This is a genomic window from Halospina sp. K52047b (assembly GCF_008709855.1).
Taxonomy (GTDB): Bacteria; Pseudomonadota; Gammaproteobacteria; order Pseudomonadales; family Oleiphilaceae; genus Halospina; species Halospina utahensis_B.
Map to the genome: position 1 here is coordinate 80,336 of NZ_VYJH01000012.1, position 18,728 is coordinate 99,063.

Annotated in this window: 20 protein-coding genes; 9 read left to right on the forward strand and 11 right to left on the reverse strand. The window is 64.4% G+C overall.

Annotation, left to right across the window (positions count from 1 at the left end; all coding sequences use genetic code 11):
- Nucleotides 1–2 precede the first annotated feature (2 nt).
- The 4 genes from F3089_RS13570 to F3089_RS13585 all read right to left on the reverse strand — a co-directional run bounded on the left by F3089_RS13570 (nt 3) and on the right by F3089_RS13585 (nt 4,598).
- Nucleotides 3–773 (reverse strand): response regulator, encoded by a 771-nt coding sequence (locus F3089_RS13570; protein ID WP_192497387.1) that lies wholly within the window; start codon nt 771–773, stop codon nt 3–5.
- A 105-nt stretch (nt 774–878) separates the two neighbouring features.
- The gene (locus F3089_RS13575; protein WP_225741764.1) at nt 879–1,367 is read right to left on the reverse strand and encodes an FKBP-type peptidyl-prolyl cis-trans isomerase; all 489 of its coding nucleotides are present in this window, start codon (nt 1,365–1,367) and stop codon (nt 879–881) included.
- Nucleotides 1,364–3,556 (reverse strand): acetyl-CoA hydrolase/transferase C-terminal domain-containing protein, encoded by a 2,193-nt coding sequence (locus tag F3089_RS13580; RefSeq protein WP_151441325.1) that lies wholly within the window; start codon nt 3,554–3,556, stop codon nt 1,364–1,366. The genes F3089_RS13575 and F3089_RS13580 overlap by 4 nt, the downstream gene beginning before the upstream one ends.
- A 7-nt stretch (nt 3,557–3,563) precedes the next feature.
- Nucleotides 3,564–4,598 (reverse strand): NADP(H)-dependent aldo-keto reductase, encoded by a 1,035-nt coding sequence (locus F3089_RS13585; protein ID WP_151441326.1) that lies wholly within the window; start codon nt 4,596–4,598, stop codon nt 3,564–3,566.
- 155 nt (nt 4,599–4,753) lie between these two features.
- Here F3089_RS13585 and F3089_RS13590 point away from each other — a divergent pair, with 155 nt between their 5' ends.
- Both F3089_RS13590 and F3089_RS13595 read left to right on the forward strand, forming a co-directional pair.
- On the forward strand, nt 4,754–5,944 hold the full coding sequence (locus F3089_RS13590; RefSeq protein ID WP_151441327.1) for a glycosyltransferase family 4 protein: 1,191 nt from the start codon (nt 4,754–4,756) through the stop codon (nt 5,942–5,944).
- On the forward strand, nt 5,904–6,479 hold the full coding sequence (locus F3089_RS13595; RefSeq protein ID WP_151441328.1) for a phosphatase PAP2 family protein: 576 nt from the start codon (nt 5,904–5,906) through the stop codon (nt 6,477–6,479). The genes F3089_RS13590 and F3089_RS13595 overlap by 41 nt, the downstream gene beginning before the upstream one ends.
- On the opposite strand, the gene dinB is transcribed toward F3089_RS13595, so the two are convergent.
- Nucleotides 6,378–7,577, reverse strand: a complete 1,200-nt coding sequence (gene dinB / locus F3089_RS13600; protein ID WP_151441329.1) for a DNA polymerase IV — start codon at nt 7,575–7,577, stop codon at nt 6,378–6,380. The two genes, F3089_RS13595 and dinB, sit on opposite strands and share 102 nt — an antisense overlap.
- Before the next feature lie 98 nt (nt 7,578–7,675).
- Here dinB and minC point away from each other — a divergent pair, with 98 nt between their 5' ends.
- The 6 genes from minC (at nt 7,676) to F3089_RS13630 (ending at nt 12,322) form a co-directional block, all read left to right on the forward strand.
- Nucleotides 7,676–8,431: a septum site-determining protein MinC gene (minC, locus tag F3089_RS13605; RefSeq protein ID WP_151441330.1), complete on the forward strand. Its 756-nt coding sequence runs from the start codon at nt 7,676–7,678 to the stop codon at nt 8,429–8,431.
- Nucleotides 8,432–8,464: 33 nt separating this feature from the next.
- Nucleotides 8,465–9,274: a septum site-determining protein MinD gene (minD, locus tag F3089_RS13610; RefSeq protein ID WP_151441331.1), complete on the forward strand. Its 810-nt coding sequence runs from the start codon at nt 8,465–8,467 to the stop codon at nt 9,272–9,274.
- A 1-nt stretch (nt 9,275) separates the two neighbouring features.
- Nucleotides 9,276–9,542 (forward strand): cell division topological specificity factor MinE, encoded by a 267-nt coding sequence (gene minE / locus F3089_RS13615; protein WP_095617666.1) that lies wholly within the window; start codon nt 9,276–9,278, stop codon nt 9,540–9,542.
- Between the two features lie 104 nt (nt 9,543–9,646).
- Entirely contained in the window at nt 9,647–10,390 is a 744-nt protein-coding gene (locus F3089_RS13620; RefSeq protein WP_160898562.1) for an START domain-containing protein, read from the forward strand.
- Between the two features lie 3 nt (nt 10,391–10,393).
- Nucleotides 10,394–10,903: a CBS domain-containing protein gene (locus F3089_RS13625; RefSeq protein ID WP_151441333.1), complete on the forward strand. Its 510-nt coding sequence runs from the start codon at nt 10,394–10,396 to the stop codon at nt 10,901–10,903.
- 33 nt (nt 10,904–10,936) lie between these two features.
- On the forward strand, nt 10,937–12,322 hold the full coding sequence (locus F3089_RS13630; RefSeq protein ID WP_151441334.1) for a PhoH family protein: 1,386 nt from the start codon (nt 10,937–10,939) through the stop codon (nt 12,320–12,322).
- Nucleotides 12,323–12,332: 10 nt separating this feature from the next.
- Here the strand turns inward: F3089_RS13630 and F3089_RS13635 are convergent, their stop codons facing one another.
- The 5 genes from F3089_RS13635 to F3089_RS13655 are packed head-to-tail and all read right to left on the reverse strand — an operon-like array spanning nt 12,333 to nt 16,472.
- Entirely contained in the window at nt 12,333–13,427 is a 1,095-nt protein-coding gene (locus tag F3089_RS13635) for a succinylglutamate desuccinylase/aspartoacylase family protein (protein WP_095617662.1), read from the reverse strand.
- Nucleotides 13,428–13,429: 2 nt separating this feature from the next.
- A complete protein-coding gene (gene rimK, locus F3089_RS13640; protein WP_095617661.1) occupies nt 13,430–14,338 on the reverse strand; it encodes a 30S ribosomal protein S6--L-glutamate ligase in 909 nt (302 codons plus the stop codon).
- Nucleotides 14,339–14,341: 3 nt separating this feature from the next.
- Nucleotides 14,342–14,800 carry an ATP-dependent zinc protease family protein gene (locus tag F3089_RS13645; protein ID WP_151441335.1) on the reverse strand — a complete coding sequence of 153 codons (459 nt, stop codon included), beginning with the start codon at nt 14,798–14,800 and terminating at the stop codon, nt 14,342–14,344.
- A complete protein-coding gene (locus F3089_RS13650; RefSeq protein WP_225741765.1) occupies nt 14,797–15,627 on the reverse strand; it encodes a mechanosensitive ion channel family protein in 831 nt (276 codons plus the stop codon). Before F3089_RS13650 ends, F3089_RS13645 begins: the two co-directional genes overlap by 4 nt.
- A gap of 8 nt (nt 15,628–15,635) precedes the next feature.
- Complete coding sequence (locus F3089_RS13655) at nt 15,636–16,472, reverse strand: DUF432 domain-containing protein (protein WP_151441336.1); 837 nt, start codon at nt 16,470–16,472, stop codon at nt 15,636–15,638.
- 93 nt (nt 16,473–16,565) lie between these two features.
- Between F3089_RS13655 and F3089_RS13660 the strand changes: the two genes are divergently transcribed.
- Complete coding sequence (locus F3089_RS13660) at nt 16,566–17,957, forward strand: cryptochrome/photolyase family protein (protein ID WP_151441337.1); 1,392 nt, start codon at nt 16,566–16,568, stop codon at nt 17,955–17,957.
- A gap of 15 nt (nt 17,958–17,972) precedes the next feature.
- Here F3089_RS13660 and F3089_RS13665 read toward each other — a convergent pair whose 3' ends face one another.
- Nucleotides 17,973–18,725 (reverse strand): HesA/MoeB/ThiF family protein, encoded by a 753-nt coding sequence (locus F3089_RS13665; protein WP_151441338.1) that lies wholly within the window; start codon nt 18,723–18,725, stop codon nt 17,973–17,975.
- Nucleotides 18,726–18,728: the final 3 nt, after the last annotated feature.

The window sequence follows — 18,728 nt, forward strand, 5'->3', positions numbered from 1 at the left end:
GCCTAGACGTCGCGAACGAACAGGTAACCCTTGCTGCGCACCGTCTTGATGCGGCGCGGGTGCACCGGATCGTCGCCGATCTTGGGCCGGATGCGCGATACCCGTACGTCAATGGAACGGTCCTGGCCGTCATACTCAATGCCGCGCAGGGACGTGAAGATCTCCTCACGGCTGAGCACACGCCCCGCGCTGCTGGCCAGCAGCCAGAGCAGGTCGAACTCGGCGCTGGTCAGGTCGATGCTCTCATCGTCCAGCCAGGCCTCACGCATCGAATGATCCACCACCAGATTGTTGAAGACCAGGCGCTCCGGCGCACTGTCGGACCCTGACTGGGTCGAGCCACCACCGGCCTGGGCAGACGGCTCACTGATGCGGCGCAGCAGCGCCCGGATCCGGGCCAGCAGGACCCGGGGGCGCACCGGCTTGGACATATAGTCATCCGCCCCCATCTCCAGCCCCAGAACCTGATCCAGGTCATCCGTGCGGGCGGTCAGCATCAGTATGGGCCCGTTGTAGAACGGGCGAACACGGCGGCAGATGGCCAGGCCATCCTCCCCCGGGAGCATCAGGTCGAGAACCACCAGATCCGGGGTTTCATCCCGTATCCGCTCTACCGCGTGGGCGCCGTTGGTTTCCAGCGACACCACCAGGCCGTTCTTCTCCAGAAAATCCCGGGTCAGCTCCGCCAGCCGCTCATCGTCCTCAACGATGAGAACGCGGGAGGCTTCACTGGTCTGTTCCACGGCATCCGTCTCGTTCGTTATTGTTTCCATTGTCAGTCCTGTCGCGGGATTGAGGCGCAGGCGCCGGGTCGTACATCAAACATTGTGTAACACAAGTATACACACTGAATGCGAGTTTGCATGTCAGCGCTGACTTCAGGCCAGCGGCTCTCCAGCCTCGATTTCCTCCGGGGTAGCATCCCGGGCTTCCAGTATTTCCAGATCGAAATAGAGGGTGATTCCGGCCAGAGGATGATTGGCATCCACCAGCACCTGCTCGTCCTCGAAGCCCACCACTTTCACCACCTGGGCCTCATCGCCGGAATCCGTCTGGAACTTCATGCCCTCTTCGAGCTTTTCAACGCCCTGGAACATACTGCGCGGCATTTTCCGGACCTTCTCGGGCTGGTGTTCACCATAGGCCAGCGCCGGGGGAATGGTCACTTCCAGGCACTCGCCCACCTCACGCCCATCCACGGCGCGCTCAATGCCCTCGATCATCTGCCCGCAGCCACTGACAAAGTGCAGCGGTTCCGCTCCCACGGAACTGTCCACAACCTCGCCTTCACGATTCTTCAGCTGATACCCCAGTCGATAAACCCTTTGTTCCGCCATGCTGTCGTGCTTTACCCCTGTTTCGATCATTGTGTACGGGTCACCCCTGTGACCCGCAGTGCATGTATGACAAGCCGCTGTTCCAGCCGTTCACGCCATCCGCCGGGCTGCGTCAGCCCCATGCGCTCCAGCGCCGGCCTTTCCGCCGCCCCGGGGGCGGACTGACGCAGGGCGCGCCAGAGTACTGCCAGCAGACCACGTCTTGAGCCGGTCGCATCGCGCAGCCACTGGAGAGCCTGGACCAGTCCCTGCTCCACCTCAGTGAAGTCCGTACCGAAGGGGAACGCCGGGAACAGCTGGTGATGATCCCGCAGCGGCGCCATGGCTTCCGCGATGCGCTGCGGGTAATTGTTGCGGTGTGCCCGCGGGACTTTCCAGTCCTTCGGGATCTTGCCGGCTTTCTTCGCCTCACGCATGAGCTCGTTCTGGAAGCGTGAATCCGCAATGCAGATCAGCCGCTTGTAGACTTCGACATCGGGCTGCCCACGCACATCGGCCACGCCGTATTCGGTCACCACGAGATCGCGCAGATGGCGCGGTATGGTGCAGTGGCCATAGCTGAAGCGGATGTTGGACTCCGGTCGGCCCGCGCTGATGCGTGTTGCCCGAAGCGTCAGTATGGAACGCCCCTCGGGCAGCTCATGGGCCATGGCCACGAAGTTGTACTGACCACCCACACCGCTGACCACACGGCCATCCTCAAGCCCATCGGATACGGCGGCCCCGTTCAGGGTCTGCATCATCACCGAGTTGATGAAACGGCTGCGGCGGCGCTGGGCGATCTTCAGTGCCTGATCGCCCAGCGGATGATCGTAGAGATGGTTCACGAACCCAACGCTGGTCATGTCAAAGCGGGCCCGCTGCGCGTCATCCAGCTCCCGCAACCCCTGGTAGAAGCGTTCCGGCCCCAGGAAGAAGCCACCATGCATGACCACGCCGCCGTCAAGCTGTTCCTTCAGGGCATACTGCTCAATCAGCGCGCGCGCCTGGTCATCAGCGAGGTCCGGGCGCACCGCCTCGTCGCCCAGAGCCAGGCGCCCGCCCTTGAGTTCGCATGCGTCATCAAGGAAACCGAAGCGCACCAGCCACTGCACGTCCCGCGCCTTCAGAACGGTCTCGATACAACCCGCCTCGCACAGCCGATCCAGCGCGGAGATATCAAGCGGATCCGGAATGACGCCGTCATCCAGAAGCTGCTGCAGGGCCCGGTCGGCCACCACCTGACGCTTGAGGATGCCCGCCTGATAGAGGTGCAGGAAGCCCTCCACCATCATTTCGCTACAGCCGTAGAGGCCTTCCTCGAAACGCCCCGTACCGCCGATCGCCGCCAGCTCCGGAAAGCGCGAATGGGCATCCAGGCGCCGGGAAAGCTCATTGAACAGCCCGTTGTCCCGGTGCCGGAAGAGGATGTTGTACACGACCGCCGAGCCCAGGGCGCCGATACCCACCTGCAGGGTGCCGCCGTCACGGACCAGATTGGCGGCGTAGAACCCGATCAGGTAATCCGCCGGTTCCACCGGCAGATCCGGCACCGGAAACAGGCGCATGGGCTGGTTGTGGGGCTCGAGAACGAGGTCAAAGGTGTCGCGGTCCAGCGCGGCGTCATTACCGAACCAGGGCAGCTCCGGGTTGAGTTCCCCGGCGATCACAACCGCTTGCCCGGAATCGCGCTGCTTCTCCAGTTCCGGCAGGATGTCGAGTGTGAGGTCCGGATTGCAGCTCAGACTCACCTGTCGGCCATCGCCGTCCGGCGCCAGCATCTGCCCCACCGCATTGACCCCGAGCGCCAGAAGATCCCGCACCACATGGGTGTAGTTGGTCAGCACCACCCGCTGCTGCTGGTCCGGATTGCCCAGGCGGCTGCCCGCCTTGAAGAAAAACTCGGTGACGGTGACATTGTCCGGCAGCTCGCCCCGGCTCACCGCCTGGGCGTACGCCAGCTCGGGCACGCCCTCAAAGACCCGTTCCACGAACGGCTCCATCAGGCGCTTCTGCAGAGAGTTCCCGCCTCCCGGCTTCTCCAGCGACAGCGCCGTCATGATGTGCAGCCGGATTTTCGGATCCTCACAGGCACGCCGGTAGAGCGCGTTGATCAGATGCACCGGCTTGCCCAACCCCAATGGCAGGGCAATCCGGACATCGCCATCCAGGCGGCGGATCAACTCCTCGGCACACCGTTCCGCCTGACGGAAATGCGCGCCTGTGCGTTCCTCACTCATGGGCAGCTCACGGGCAGGGGTAGGTGTAGCGTTGGTGCAGCGCCTCAATCCGATCGAGCAGCTCTTCGGAGAGCTGGATGCTGGCACTGCCGATGTTCTCGGAAAGCTGCTCCATCGTGGTGGCCCCCACCAGGTTGCTGGTCAGGAAGGACCGCGAATTCACCCATGCCAGCGCCATCTGCGCGGGGGACAGCCCATGCTCGCCCGCCAGGTTCACGTACGCCTGGGTCGCCTCCTGGGCCTGCTCCGAGGTGTAGCGGGTAAAACGCGAGAACTCCGTGAGCCGCGCTCCGGCCGGCTTCTGCCCGCCCAGGTACTTGCCGCTCAGGGCCCCGAAGGCCAGGGGCGAATAGGCCAGCAACCCGCAATCCTCGCGCAGCGAGACCTCGGCAAGGCCCACCTCGTAGGAGCGGTTCAGCAGGCTGTAGGGGTTCTGGATGCTCACCGGGCGCGTCCAGCCCCGGCGCTCCGCTTCCTTCAGCCAGGTCATGGCGCCCCAGGCGGTCTCGTTGGAAAGCCCGATGTGCCGGATCTTGCCGGCTTCCACCAGTTCATTAAGGGCTTCCAGAGTCTCCTCGATGGGGACTGCATCCGAGTCGTCCACGGGGTTATAGCCGAGCTTGCCGAAGAAGTTGGCCTTACGCTCGGGCCAGTGCACCTGGTAGAGATCAATGTAATCCGTCTGGAGGCGCTTCAGGCTGTCGTTCACCGCCTGGTGGATCTGCTCCCGGGTCAGGCGTGGCCCACCCCGGATGTAGTCCATATCACTGCGCCCGGTCACCTTGGTGGCGATCACCAGGTCATCCCGCTTTCCACGGTTTTTCAGCCAGTTGCCCAGATAGGTCTCGGTCAGCCCCTGGGTTTCGGCACGTGGTGGTACCGGGTACATCTCGGCGGCATCAATCAGGTTGATGCCCTGATCCACCGCGTAATCCAGCTGCTCAAAGGCCTCCTGTTCTGTGTTCTGTTCCCCCCAGGTCATGGTCCCGAGGCCGATCACACTCACCTCGATGCCCGTCCGGCCTAGCTGGCGTTTCTCCATTACAGTCACCTCCTGCTGGTTGTCCCTGCATGCTAAGTCCATCCCGGGGTCACCGCAATGCCACACGCTGTCATCAGAACATCACACCCGTGTCAGAAAACGGTAACGCTCCCGGGGGAGACTGACCCTGTCCGCCCAGCCCCGGAGAATCAAGCATGCAGGAACAGCACATCGCACTGGTTACCGAGACCTTTCCGCCCGAGATCAACGGCGTCGCGGGCACCCTGGGCAACCTCTGCCGTGAACTCGCACGGCGCGGGCACCGGCTGACCCTCATCCGACCCCACCAGCGCGATGAACCCCCTGGCGGCCACAACCCACTGTTCGGGGAACGCACCCTGCGCGTGCGGGGCCTGCCCCTGCCCGGCTACCCCACGCTGCGCTTCGGCCTGGGGGCGCGCCGGCGGCTCCGCAGGCTCTGGCGCCAGAAGCCGCCGGATGCAATCTACGTGGCCACCCAGGGACCGCTGGGCTGGAGCGCGGTGGCCGCCGCACGGGAACTGGGCCTCCCCTGCCTGTCCGGCTTTCACACCAACTTCCACCAGTACAGCAGCTACTATGGCGCCGGTTTCATGGAGCCCCTGATCCGGAGCTACCTCGTTGCCTTCCACAACCGCACCGGCGCTACCCTGGCCCCCACCACCCGCATCTGCGACCAGCTCTCCGGCTGGGGTGTCCACACCACCCACTGCTGGAGCCGTGGCGTGGACAGCCAGCTCTTCAGCCCCGATCGGCGCAGCCGGGTCCTGCGGGCACAGTGGAACGCGGGCAACGCGCCTGTGGTGCTCTATGTAGGGCGCCTCGCGGCTGAAAAGAACCTGATGCAGGCCGTCAGCACCTTTGAGCGCCTGCGCGACTGTCACCCGTCCGCCCGGTTCGTGCTGGTCGGTGACGGGCCACTGAGACAGACCCTGGAACGGGCCCACCCGGAGTTCATCTTCCGGGGTACCCGTCGCGGTGTGGATCTGGCCCGCCACTATGCCTCGGCGGATATCTTCCTGTTTCCCAGTGAGTCGGACACCTTCGGCAACGTCGTGACGGAAGCACTGGCCTCGGGCCTGGCCGTAGTGGCATTTGACCAGGCGGCCGCCCGCGAGCACATCCGCCACCGGGTCCATGGCATGAAGGCGCCCCCCGGCGACACCGAGGGCTTCACCGCTGCCGCCCTTGAGCTCGCCGACAGACCCGGATTCCGACGCCAGATTGGCGGGAACGCCAGGGAGCACGCGCAGACACTGGACTGGTCCGTACTCGCGGAACGGTTCGAACAGCTCCTTCTGGAGCCCACCGAGGAGGCCGCTCAGCATGACGCCACACCGCCTGTCGCGGGTCTTCACCCGTATTGATCACGGCGAAGGGCGCTGGTGCCTGCGCCTGAACCGCAGCCTCGCCTTTCCAGCGGTCACGCCCTTCTTCCGGATCGTAAGCCGGCTCGGGGATGGCTGGCTCTGGTACGCCCTCATCCTGGCGCTGCCGGCCATCAATGGCCTCAAGGGGTGGGCCCTGGCGGCGTTGATGACGCTCACAGGCGCCGCCTGCACCCTGCTGTACAAGCTGCTCAAGACCTGCCTGGTGCGCGAGCGCCCTTTCATCAGCTTCCCGGCAATCCATTGCGGTTCGCCACCGCTGGACCGGGGCAGCTTCCCCTCCGGCCACAGCCTGCACGCGGTGTGCTTCACGATGCTGCTGTTCCATGGCATGCCGTTGCTGGGATGGGCCGTACTGCCGTTCACCGTAGCGGTGCTGGCCTCGCGCGTGGTGCTGGGGCTGCACTACCCCTCAGACGTCCTCGCCGGCAGCCTCATCGGGGCTGGATGCGCTTTCATCGCCCTGCACTTCGCCCCCGCGCTCATTGCCCTGCTGCCGCTGCTGCCTGCCTGAAGCGGGTGTAACAGGCCGGCCTCCGGCATCGAACAGGGCCAGCTGGTGGCCGCCACGCCTGACCTCGGGCAGCCGCACGCCCAGCCCGAGCAGCCGCACGGGGCGCGGCACATCGCCATAAAGCGTATCCAGCAGGGGCGTAAAGTCAGCGGCGCCCGGATGCTCAGGGCGGCGCCACACCATCTCACGCGTATGGGTTTCGAAATCGGAAAACCGCAGCTTAACGAACAGCTTCTCAAACTGGCCCGCGTCGGCGCTGTCCAGGCCCTTGCGGCGCATGCGCCTCTCAAGGTCCGAGACCAACCCCTCAAGAGCCCGCCGGCACTCGGCCAGGGTGGCCAGATCCTGGCTGTAGGTGTTCTCCACGCTGATCGACTTGCGCGGGCGGGTTACCTGTACCGGCCGATCGTCCTCGCCCCGGGCCAGCCCGTAAAGGCGCGCCCCGTAGCGCCCGAAACGTTCCCGCAGGGCCAGTTCCGACCACTCCCTCAGGTCCCCGCAGGTATTGATTCCCAGTCCATGCAGTTTTTCCGCGGTCCGGGGCCCCACGCCGTGCAGCGTTGTCACCGGCAGCCGGGGCACGAAATCCGCCACCTCCTCCGGGGTGATCACACAGAGCCCGTCCGGCTTGTGCCAGTCACTGGCGATCTTGGCCAGGAACTTGTTCGGCGCCACACCTGCAGAAACCGTAATCCCCAGTTCATCCCGCACCCGTGCCCGGATATGCTCGGCCATGCGCGTGGCACTGCCCTGGAAGTGGTCAATGCCGGTAACATCCAGGTAGGCCTCGTCCAGCGAGAGCGGCTCCAGGACCGGCGAGGTCTCGCGCAGGATGGCCATGAAGTCGCGCGAAACCGCCTGGTAGCGGGGCATGTCCGTGGGCAGCAACTCCAGGTGCGGGCACAGGCGCAGCGCCTCCGAAACCGGCATGGCGGAACGCACGCCAAAGGCCCGTGCCTCGTAGCTGCAGGTGGCCACAACACCGCGCCCGGTGGCCCCGCCCACGGCAATGGGGCGGCCCGCCAGCGCCGGATTGTCCCGTATTTCCACCGCCGCGTAGAAGCAGTCCGCGTCGCAATGGATGATCTTGCGGGTCAAAGGGCATCTCCGGAGTTGCCGTGGATTCAGTGCAGGCTGTATCTTAGGGCGCCATAGAGCCCGTGTCAGGACAGCGATACCCGAAAAAGGATAGCCCGATGAGCGAACCCGCCGCCACGGCAACCGAGAACCGCGCCTGCTTTGAACTGCGCGGTGCCAGCCAGACGCTGACCGTGATGGAACTGCACCATTTCGACCCGGATGCTCTGGAGCGGGATCTGCGCGACAAGATCCGACAGGCCCCGAATTTCTTCCGCGACCTGCCACTGGTGATCGGGCTGGATCATTACGAGGGCAACGTGGCCGATCTGGACTTCTTCCAGCTCATTGGCATCTGCCGCACGCACTCCATCCAGGTCCTGGGCGTGCGTGGGGGTGACGACGATATCCGGCGCCTGGCCCGCAACGCCGCCCTGGCCTGGCTCCCCGGCGGCCAGGCCAGCGCCCCCAGGCCCGTGCCCGAACCTGAACAGGACACCGCAGAGAGCACAGAGGAAAGCGCCCCGGAAACCACCAGCACCGGTGCCGGCCGATTGGTTACACAGCCGGTACGCTCCGGCCAGCAGGTCTATGCCCCCGAAGGTGATCTCATTATCATGGCGCCGGTTGGCGCCGGGGCGGAAGTGCTCGCGGCCGGCCATATCCACATCTATGGCCCACTCCGCGGGCGGGCGCTCGCCGGCGTGCACGGCGACACCAGCGCGAGCATCTTCTGTCAGTCACTGGAAGCGGAGCTTGTGTCCGTGGCTGGGCACTATAAAATCTCCGAGGATCTGCAGGGCGATGACTGGCGGACGCCGGCCAGGATCCGCCTCGAGGGGGACGTACTGACAGTGGACCCGCTGACCCGTTAACGGAACGACAGAACAGCAAACAGGACAACAACCTTGGCACGAATCATAGTAGTGACATCCGGCAAGGGCGGGGTGGGCAAGACCACCACCAGCGCCTCCATCAGCACCGGCCTTGCGCAGCGCGGCTACAAGACAGCCGTCATCGACTTCGACGTGGGCCTGCGCAACCTGGACCTGATCATGAACTGCGAACGTCGCGTGGTGTACGACTTCGTCAACGTCATCCAGGGCGAGGCCACGCTCAACCAGGCACTGATCCGCGACAAGCGGGTCGACAACCTCTTCATCCTTCCCGCCTCCCAGACCCGGGACAAGGAAGCGCTCACGGCGGAGGGCGTGCAGAAGGTTCTGGACGAGATGAGCGAGACCTTTGACTACCTCGTCTGCGACTCCCCGGCGGGCATTGAACACGGCGCCCTGATGGCGCTCTACCACGCGGACGAAGCCATCGTGGTCACCAACCCGGAGGTCTCCTCGGTACGCGACTCGGATCGCATCCTGGGCATCCTCCAGAGCAAATCCCGCCGTGCCGAACAGGGCATGGACCCGGTCAAGGAGCACCTGCTGCTCACGCGCTACAACAGTGAGCGTGTGGAACGCGGTGAGATGCTGTCCCTCGAGGACGTGAACGACATCCTGAGCATCTCACTGCTGGGCGTGATTCCGGAGTCACAGGCGGTGCTCAACGCTTCCAACCAGGGTTCTCCCGTGATTCTGGAAGACGAAAGCGAGGCCGGTGGGGCCTACGCGGACGCCGTAGCCAGGCTGCTGGGCGAGGAACGCCCCCTGCGGTTCCTCGACGGGCAGAAGAAAGGCTTCCTCAAGCGCATGTTCGGAGGCTGAGATGAGTTTCTTTGACTACTTCAAGACCAAGAAAAAGTCGTCCGCGTCCGTTGCCAAGGAACGGCTTCAGATCATCGTGGCACACGAGCGCAACACCCGGGAGCAGCCGGATTACCTGCCCGAGCTCCAACAGGAGCTGCTGGCTGTGATCCGACGCTACGTTGAGATCGAGGACGACCAGGTCCAGGTCCAGCTTGATCGTAATGACAGCTGCTCGGTACTGGAACTCAACGTCACCCTTCCCGAGGAGGTGGCCGACCCCCAGTAGGGAGGCACACGGGGCACTGCCTGGCCATGCTGCGGAGGAATCGGCAGATCCGGTCCGGCGCCCCTGTCACCATGAGGGTTCCTTCTCACTGTCCGGATGCGCCCATGCGAACCGTATTGACCGCTCTTCAGACACTGGTCCTCCTGCTGACCACCGTCAGCCTGCACGCGGAAGTCCCGACCGACGACGAGAACTGGGAAAAGGCCGTGGATTCGGACGGAATCGAGGTCCACACCCGCAACCTGGAGAATTCGCGGATCGATGCCTTCCGCGCGGAAACAGTGCTGGATGCCCCTCTGGAAGCCGTCATGGCAGTGATGGCCAACCCGGAATCCTGCATGGAATGGGTCCACCAGTGCTCGCACGCCGAGAACCTGGAAGGCGGCAGCTTCCGGGACCGCTACGCCTATTCCATCAATGATATGCCCTGGCCGGTCAGTGACCGGGACTATGTCCTGCACATCACGACCCACACCGGCGAAAGCCGGGACCATATCATCATTGAGATGGAATCCGTGGACGGCCGTGTCGGGAAGAAGGATGGCTATGTGCGCATGCCCGAATCCTCCACGGTCTATGAATTCTCCCGTGAAGGTGAGAACCGCACCCGGATCGTCTGGTACCAGCATGCCGCCCCCGGAGGTTCCCTGCCCAACTGGCTGGTGAACCAACTGGCCACGGATATCCCCTACGAATCCCTGCGCACGCTCAACGACGTGGTCCAGAAAGAGCGCTACCAGGGCCACGAGCTGGCGTTCGATAAAGAAGGCCGGCTCGTGGACGTCATCCCCCCGGAGGAAAACGTAACCCCGGACAGCGAACCCACTCCCGATGCGGAGGGAGGCTGAATCATGGCCGTAACCGCGCAGGACATCATGACCCCCAGCGTGAAAGCTGTCCCCCAGGACTGGACCATGCAGCAACTGGCGGCGTTCCTCACGGAGAACGAGATCACCGGCAGCCCGGTGTGCGACGACAATGAACGCATCATCGGCATCGTCACCCTCAAGGACATTGCCGAATTCCGCTGGAACCAGGTCAGCGGTGAGCCGGAGAAGGAGCTTTCGGACGAAGAGAAACAGGAAGCACGTCAGATCCGGCAGATGATGCTGGAGGGCATGACTCGCATGCCCGTGGAAGTTCGTGACATCATGACTCCCAGCGTGATGTCCGTGGACGCCGATACCAGCGTCCGGACCATCGCCGACATCATGATGGCGGAGCACCTGCACCGCATCTTCGTGACGGAAAAGGAGGCCATCACCGGCATCATCACCACCTATGACATGCTCAAGCTGGTGGCGGAACCGGAGCTGACCCGGCGTTGTCTCGAGGCCGACGACTCCGGTACCCCCACCTGACGCCCAGCAACCGGCTCTGAGGTAACCAAGCCCATGCCCCGGGAAGACCAGTCCCAGATCAAGACCTACGTCGTCGACACCAATGTTCTGATCCACGATCCCACCGCCGTCCTCAACTTCGAAGAGCACCACGTGGTCATTCCCATGACCGTGCTCGAGGAGCTGGACCAGCTGAAGAACGGCAAGCAGGCCGTGGCCGCCGACTGCCGCCAGGCCATACGGACCATCGACCGGCTGATCGGCGACGCGGACCCACACGACATCGACAATGGCGTGCCCATCCGCCGCGGCGAGAAATCGGAACCCCTGGGCACCCTCTCCATTGCCATGGGCGGTCAGGACGACGTTGAACACGGGCTGCCGGATCACCTTAACGACAACCGCATCATCAACCTCCTCGCCCGGCTTCAGCGCCAGCACCGCGACAGGCCCATCATCCTGGTGAGCAAGGACATCAACATGCGCCTCAAGGCGCGTGGCTGCGGCCTGGAAGCTGAGGATTACCAGACCGACCAGCTGGTGGACGACGTGCGCTACCTGCCCACCGGCTACCACGAGTTCGAGGGATCCTTCTGGGATGGCATCGAGAAGGTGGAGACGGTCCAGCGCGAGGGCATCACCGAGCACCTGATCCCACGCACCGAGGCCATGGCGGACTACCAGATCAACGAGTTCATCCTCGACCATCAGGGGTTCATCGGCCGGATCACGGAGACCGAGCCGGAGCGGCTGGTGGTGGAGGATCTGTTCCAGGACGACCTCATGCACCAGCAGGTCTGGGGCCTGTCACCCCGCGACATCTACCAGGGGCTGGCGCTGGAACTGCTGATGGACCCGAATGTGCACCTGGTTAACCTCACCGGCTCCGCCGGCTCCGGCAAGACCATCCTGGCCCTGGCGGCCGCCATCGAGCTGACCGTTGCGAGCAAGACCTACAAGCGCATCATCACCACCCGCAGTACCCAGGGTCTGGATGAGGACATCGGCTTTCTGCCGGGGACCGAATCCGAGAAGATGGAACCCTGGCTGGGCGCGATCGTGGACAACCTCGAGGCGCTGCACGAGGATGACGAGAACATGACCAGCAGCGTGGACTACATCCTCAGCAAGGTTCCCATGCAGTTCAAGTCACTGAACTACATCCGGGGCCGCAGCTTCCAGCACAGCCTGATCATCATCGATGAAAGCCAGAACCTGACCCCGCACCAGCTCAAGACGATCATCACGCGGGCGGGCACGGGCAGCAAGGTGGTATGCCTGGGCAACCTCTCCCAGATTGATACCGCCTACCTCAACCCCCTGAGTTCCGGCCTGACCTACATGACCGAACGTTTCAAGGGCTTCAAGCACGGCGGCCACATCCACCTGCAGGGCGTTCCCCGCTCGCCGCTGGCCGAGTACGCCGAGGAACACCTGTAACCGCCCTGGGTCAGGAGTCGCTGTTATTCGTCTCCTGGCCCAGATCGTTATCCCAGGGATGGTCCGCCATGGGCTCCTCGCCCTGGAGCGGCTTGTAGCGGTCGCGGAACGCATCCATGGTCTTCATGGCCTCATCGAGCTCATCGAACAGCGCCACGTGGTAGAGGGCTTCCCCCTCATTGACCATGGGCAGGTTGTTCATACCGATGACGATGCCATTGACGCTGCTGGTCACAGAGGACTCCAGCCGACCAAAGGGATCCGCAACCACCGCCAGTCTCTGCCCTTCCTTCACCCGGTGGCCAATGCCCGCAATGGGGCGCATGATGCCGTCGGTCTCCGCGCGCATCCAGGTGGAGTTTGAAGCCACTTCAGAGCGCTTCGCGGGCCGGTGCCGGCCGCGCCGGCGGCTGGGCAGCATCTCCAGCATGCGCATCACACGCAGTATGCCGCGCACCCCCGTATTGATGGCCACCTCGTCGAAGCGCAGCGCCTCACCAGCCTCATAGGTGATCACGGGAACGTCGGCGGCATCCGCACAGGCCCTGAGGCTGCCCTCGCGCAGGGAGGCGTTGATCACAATGGGAGCCGCAAAGATCTCCGCCATGTCCGCCGTCACTGGATTACGCAGCTCCGCACGGATCTGCGGCAGGTTGAAACGGTGGCTGGCCCCTGTATGCAGGTCTATCACATGGGTGGCCTTTTCCAGCACCTGGGTCCGGAACAGGTAGGCAATGCGCCCGGCCAGTGAGCCCTTCTCGGTCCCCGGGAAGCACCGGTTCAGATCCCGCCGGTCCGGCATGTAGCGGGACTGGTGCAGGAACCCGAACACATTGACGATGGGCACCACCAGCAGCGTTCCGCGCAGCCGCTTGAGCCCTGTGCTCCGCAGCAGCCGGCGGGCGATTTCCACACCATTGATCTCGTCCCCATGGATGGCGCCACAGACCAGCAGCGTGGGCCCGGGGCGACGGCCGTGGATCACCTCCACCGGAATGTGCAGCGGCGTCTGGGTGTAAAGGCGCCCTATGGGCACCTCCACCTGGAGGCGCTCACCCGCCGGAATCCGTTCATCACCCAGACGGAAGGGCGCACGTTTCGCCATGCTCAGCCCCTTGCGCCTTTGGTGGCGGTACGCCAGGGCCGGGCCCGTTTCTCGATGAAGTCGATGATCATGCCGGCCACATTCTTGTTGGTGGCCGCTTCAATGCCCTGAAGGCCCGGCGAGGAATTCACCTCCATGATCAGCGGCCCACGACTGGAACGCAGCAGGTCCACACCCGCCACATTCAGCCCCATGGCCTTGGCCGCCATCACCGCCGTCTTGCGTTCGGTGGGCGTAATACGCACCAGCGAAGCCTGTCCGCCCCGATGGAGGTTGGAACGGAATTCGCCTTCGTTGGCCTGGCGTTTCATGGCCGCGATCACCTTGTCGCCAATCACGAAGCAGCGGATGTCCGCGCCCGCCGCCTCCTTGATGTACTCCTGCACCAGGATGTCCGCCTTCAGACCCATGAAGGCCTCGATCACGCTTTCCGCCGCCTTGCGCGTCTCGGCCAGCACTACGCCGATACCCTGGGTGCCTTCCAGCAGCTTGATCACCACCGGTGTACCACCCACCATCCGGATCAGGTCGGGCACGTCGTCCGGCTTGCTGGCAAAGCCCGTGATCGGCATACCCAGACCTTTGCGCCCCAGAAGCTGCAGCGAGCGCAGCTTGTCCCGGGAGCGGGTGATGGCCACCGACTCGTTCGCCGGGAACACGCCCATCATCTCGAACTGGCGCAATACAGCAGCACCGTAGAAGGTCACCGAGGCACCAATCCGAGGGATCACCACGTCGAACTCAGGCAGTTTCTCACCCCGGTAATGCATGGTCGGGCTGGCCGGCGTGATGTTCATATAACAGTGCAGGAAGTCCAGTACCTGCACCTCGTGATCGCGTTTCTTGGCCTCCTCCACCAGGCGGCGGGTGGAATAGAGGCGCTTGTTGCGCGACATGATTGCAATTCTCATTGATTACTCCTCACGCGGTTTACCGGCCAGGAAAGAAGCTGATGGGTCCACCAACAGGCGCTCCTTCATGGCAGTGCGACCGATCAGCATACGAAAGCGCATTGTATCGCGATTGGTAAGCGTCATCTCCACGGGCCAGCACCAGGGCCCCATGCGCATCTGCGTCAGGATGACATAGCGCATTTCCCGGTGTCCCCCGGAATCCGTAACAACACGCTCGTCCAGCAGTGGCGCGTCACAGTGGATCACCCGGTTCAGGTTACGGCGGCTCGGGTGGATCGAGAACGCCACCCGGCGCTCGCCCTGGTGTTCATAGGCCTCCAGGTCAAAGGTGTGGAGGCAGGAAGTTCTTGCCCCGGTGTCGACCTTGGCCCGCAGGCGTGGAATGCCAAGCTCCGGCAGACTCACCCACTCGCGCCAGCCGACCCAGTGTAAGCCCGGCGTCTCCGCCCTGTCCGTCATGGTTTGTCCTGATGTTGATGAATGGCAACCGGTATCGGTGCTGAATGCTGCCCAGCGTAGAGGCTCGTATGGGGGAAGGGAATCTCGATGCCCTCGCGGTCGAAAGCCGCCTTGACGGCAAACATCACATCACTGCGGACCCGCCGGAGATCAAGGCCCCGCACCCAGAACGACAGCTGCAGGTCCACGGATGAGGCCCCGAACTGCTGCAGGTAAATGAACGGCTCGGGCTCCTCCAGGCAGTCCGGGTTCTCATCCACCAGCGCCAGCAGTACCGCATTCACCTTTTCAAGGTCTTCCCCGTAGGCCACACCAATGGGCAGATCCAGGCGCCTGACCGGAAAACGGGTGAAGTTGGTCACCCGGGTCTTGATGAGCGTTTCGTTGGGCACCCGTATGTAGAGATTGTCGAGGCTGCGCAGCTTGACGCTCAGCAGGTCGATCCCGACCACCTCGCCGCGCACACCATCCACTTCGATAAAGTGCCCCAGCTCGAACGGCCGCTCGGCAAGCAGGAAAAGGCCACTGATCACGTTACTGGCCGATGTCTGGGAAGCAAAACCCAACGCCACCGTCAGAATACCGGCCGCGCCCAGCAGCACCCCGATCTGGAAACCGGACTGCTGCAGCGCCAGCGCCACGGCAATCCCCAGCACCGTATAGAACACCAGACGCCGGAACAGCACGGCCTGGTGCCGTGTCAGGCGCCCCTGCCCGAACCGCTCCACCATGCGCCCGAGCATCGTGGCCAGGAACAGCCCGAGAGCCATCCATACCAGCGGCCGCAGCCACTGCCCGAGGGTCTCCAGTGTCATCCATTCCGGCATCGTGGCTCCTATCCGAAAATCCGGTCCATGGTGCGCACCAGATGGTTGCGTTCAACCGGTTGGCGCGCCGGTGCCAGGGCCGTACAGGGCCCAGCCTCGGGCGGTGGCGTCGCTTCCACCTTCAGCGACGCGGTGGCCAGGTCCCGCTCGCACCGGATGCTCAGCGTCGGCGTCCAGAGCGAGTGCGCACCGTCCACTCCCGGTTCACTCTGGCGGAACAGGGGCATGATGGGCGCCGGAAAGCTGAAACGGTCCAGCGTCAGGTAGTCGTCGCCCTCATGGCGCAGCCGTACCGCGGACATGGCCCGCCATGGGCGGCGTGGCAGATTGTCCGGCTCCAGGCGGGCTGCGGTAAGGCTGGCATAGCAGAGCTCGCCCTCCATGGTGTCCGCCCCCATCCAGGTCCAGGAGGGCTGGCGTACCGGCACTTCCATCAGCCTGCGGTCCTCGCCCACCATAAGCTGGAGCCAGACCAGGGTACTCATATAGATGGTTGTATCCATGCCTGGCGGCAGGTGCAGAGGATGGTTGGGGCGTACAATCAGGGGCAGGTCCGCCAGCGCCGGCCGCAGTGCGACGCGGGGAGCCTCATTGCCCCGTGCGAACCGTTCCAGTCCCTCATCATGCTCCGGCAGGGCACTGTCACACCACTGGTGCCAGGCCGTCTCCTCCCAGGCCCCGGGGTGGCGTGCCACACGCACCTGCCACTCATGGGCCAGCAGAGTCACGGAAAGTGTCATGTCACTGAGGCCATTGCGCAGGGTGTCGCCCGGTGAAAGGGGCACAGACTCGCCCCATGCCGCGATGGGACCATCCGTACCAGAGGAGGACTGGGGTTGAGCCATAATGATTCCTGAACTCGGATTGCGGAGTACTATAATCCAAAGCGCGCGGTTCAGCGAACAACCCAGCAGTACAGACAATCATAAGGGGTGCCCGTGACCGAACTCATCTGGTTCCGCAATGATCTCCGCCTGGGGGACAATCCTGCCCTCACCGCCGCCTGCGCCGGCAATGCCGCCGTGGAAGCCTGCTTCCTGCCCGCACCTGGCCAGTGGGCGGACCATGACTGGTCCCCCAACCGCACCGACCTGCTGCTTCGCAGCCTGGACCAGCTCGGACAGGACCTGGCGGCGCTGGGCATTCCCCTTCACATCCGCTCGATTGACCGCTTTACGGATACCGATACAGAACTTCTGGTGCTGTGCCGGGAGCGTGGCATCACGCGGATCCATGCCAACGAGGAATACGCCTTCAACGAGCGCATCCGGGATCACCGACTGACCGGGGCACTGAACCACCAGGGCATCGCGCTCCACATCTACCGCGACCAGACCGTGGTTCCAGTGGATCAGCTGAAAACCGGCAATGGCACGCCCTACACCGTCTTCACGCCCTATTCCCGGCAGTGGTGGCGCTGGGTGGAAAGTCACCCGCCCCGGCTGCATCCCGCACCGGCAGCCAGAGGCGCGCCCCTGCCTCCCCCCGCGCTCCCTGAGTTGACCGCGTGGCGCAGCGAACACGTGGACTGGCTGGCCGGCGGTGAAGGCGCGGCCCACAGGGCCCTGGAAGGATTCATCGACCAGCGCCTCGGGGCCTATGCGGATCAGCGGAACTACCCGGCAGTTCCGGCCACCAGCCAGATCTCGCCCTACCTGGCGCTGGGCGTGCTCTCGCCCCGCCAGTGCCTGGTCGCGGTGCAGCAGCGAACGAGCGCGGAATCCCCGGCCAGCGCCGCCCACACCTGGCTCAACGAAGTCGCCTGGCGGGACTTCTACATCCAGCTGCTCTACCAGTTCCCGCGCCTGTCCCGTCACCAGGCGTTCAAGCCGGAAACGGAGGCCCTGCCCTGGGAGCCAGCGGGCGCCAACCTGGAAGCCTGGAAAGCCGGCCGCACCGGCATCCCCCTGGTGGACGCGGCCATGCGCCAGCTCAACACCACCGGCTGGATGCACAACCGCCTGCGCATGGTCACCGCCATGTTCCTGACCAAGAACCTGTTCGTGGACTGGCGACTGGGCGAGCAATACTTCATGCAGCAGCTGGTGGACGGCTACCTGCCCTCGAACAACGGCGGCTGGCAGTGGAGTGCCTCAACCGGCACGGACGCAGCGCCCTACTTCCGCATCTTCAACCCGGTGACCCAGAGCGAGCGCTTTGACCCGGAGGGCACCTTCATCCGGCACTGGGTGCCGGAAATCGCCCATCTGCAGGGGAAGAAACTGTTCAATCCGAATGGCACGGTTGCGGGTTATCCGGCACCCATTGTGGACCTGAAGCAAAGCCGGCAGCGGGCGATCGAGCGCTTCAAGGCCCTGGGCAAAGGCTGAGGCGCCGCTCCCGGGTCAGTCGCCGCAGATGGGGCAGTCGGGATCCCTGGGAACGCGCATCTCCCGCCACTGCATGCGCCAGGCATCCAGCAGCAGAAGCCGGCCGGTAAGGGACTCACCCACGCCCGCCAGGAGCTTGATGGCCTCCATGGCCTGGGCAGCCCCGATCATGCCCACCAGGGGCCCGATCACGCCGGCCTCGGAACAGCTCAGGGTGGCCTCGCCCACATCCGCGTACAGGCACTGGTAGCAGGGGGCGCCCGTCCGGCCACTGTCAAACACCGCCACCTGGCCCTCGGCGCGGATGGCGGCGCCGGAGACCAGTGGCACGGAGGCGTCCACACAGGCCTGGTTCACGGCGAACCGGGTCTGGAAATTGTCCGTAGCGTCCAGAACCAGGTGGTTGCGGGTCGCAGCGCGGGAAAGCCAGCGCTGTCTGGCGCGGCTCTGGATCGGCTCGACGGTGACCCCCGGGTTCAGGGCCATGGCACGTTCAGCCAGCGCCTCTGCCTTGGAACGACCGATATCCGCCTCGGTGAACGCGATCTGGCGCTGGAGGTTGGCCAGCTCCACGTGATCGTCATCCACGACTTCAATGTGGCCGACTCCGGCGGCCGCCAGATAGAGCACCACCGGGCAGCCCAACCCGCCGGCGCCCACCACCAGGACGCGACTGTGCGCCAGTGACTGCTGGCCGGCCACGTCGAACTCGGGCATCAGGATCTGGCGGCTGTAGCGCTCCAGGTCCCTGTCGCTCAATGGATCCATACC

What these genes read in the sequence shown, in the direction of transcription:
- F3089_RS13570 (WP_192497387.1), bottom strand. Translation starts at nt 773, where the DNA reads ATGGAAACAATAACGAACGAGACGGATGCCGTGGAACAGACCAGTGAA.
- F3089_RS13575 (WP_225741764.1), bottom strand. Translation starts at nt 1,367, where the DNA reads ATGATCGAAACAGGGGTAAAGCACGACAGCATGGCGGAACAAAGGGTT.
- F3089_RS13580 (WP_151441325.1), bottom strand. Translation starts at nt 3,556, where the DNA reads ATGAGTGAGGAACGCACAGGCGCGCATTTCCGTCAGGCGGAACGGTGT.
- F3089_RS13585 (WP_151441326.1), bottom strand. Translation starts at nt 4,598, where the DNA reads ATGGAGAAACGCCAGCTAGGCCGGACGGGCATCGAGGTGAGTGTGATC.
- F3089_RS13590 (WP_151441327.1), top strand. Translation starts at nt 4,754, where the DNA reads ATGCAGGAACAGCACATCGCACTGGTTACCGAGACCTTTCCGCCCGAG.
- F3089_RS13595 (WP_151441328.1), top strand. Translation starts at nt 5,904, where the DNA reads ATGACGCCACACCGCCTGTCGCGGGTCTTCACCCGTATTGATCACGGC.
- minC (WP_151441330.1), top strand. Translation starts at nt 7,676, where the DNA reads ATGAGCGAACCCGCCGCCACGGCAACCGAGAACCGCGCCTGCTTTGAA.
- minE (WP_095617666.1), top strand. Translation starts at nt 9,276, where the DNA reads ATGAGTTTCTTTGACTACTTCAAGACCAAGAAAAAGTCGTCCGCGTCC.
- F3089_RS13620 (WP_160898562.1), top strand. Translation starts at nt 9,647, where the DNA reads ATGCGAACCGTATTGACCGCTCTTCAGACACTGGTCCTCCTGCTGACC.
- F3089_RS13625 (WP_151441333.1), top strand. Translation starts at nt 10,394, where the DNA reads ATGGCCGTAACCGCGCAGGACATCATGACCCCCAGCGTGAAAGCTGTC.
- F3089_RS13630 (WP_151441334.1), top strand. Translation starts at nt 10,937, where the DNA reads ATGCCCCGGGAAGACCAGTCCCAGATCAAGACCTACGTCGTCGACACC.
- F3089_RS13635 (WP_095617662.1), bottom strand. Translation starts at nt 13,427, where the DNA reads ATGGCGAAACGTGCGCCCTTCCGTCTGGGTGATGAACGGATTCCGGCG.
- rimK (WP_095617661.1), bottom strand. Translation starts at nt 14,338, where the DNA reads ATGAGAATTGCAATCATGTCGCGCAACAAGCGCCTCTATTCCACCCGC.
- F3089_RS13645 (WP_151441335.1), bottom strand. Translation starts at nt 14,800, where the DNA reads ATGACGGACAGGGCGGAGACGCCGGGCTTACACTGGGTCGGCTGGCGC.
- F3089_RS13650 (WP_225741765.1), bottom strand. Translation starts at nt 15,627, where the DNA reads ATGCCGGAATGGATGACACTGGAGACCCTCGGGCAGTGGCTGCGGCCG.
- F3089_RS13655 (WP_151441336.1), bottom strand. Translation starts at nt 16,472, where the DNA reads ATGGCTCAACCCCAGTCCTCCTCTGGTACGGATGGTCCCATCGCGGCA.
- F3089_RS13665 (WP_151441338.1), bottom strand. Translation starts at nt 18,725, where the DNA reads ATGGATCCATTGAGCGACAGGGACCTGGAGCGCTACAGCCGCCAGATC.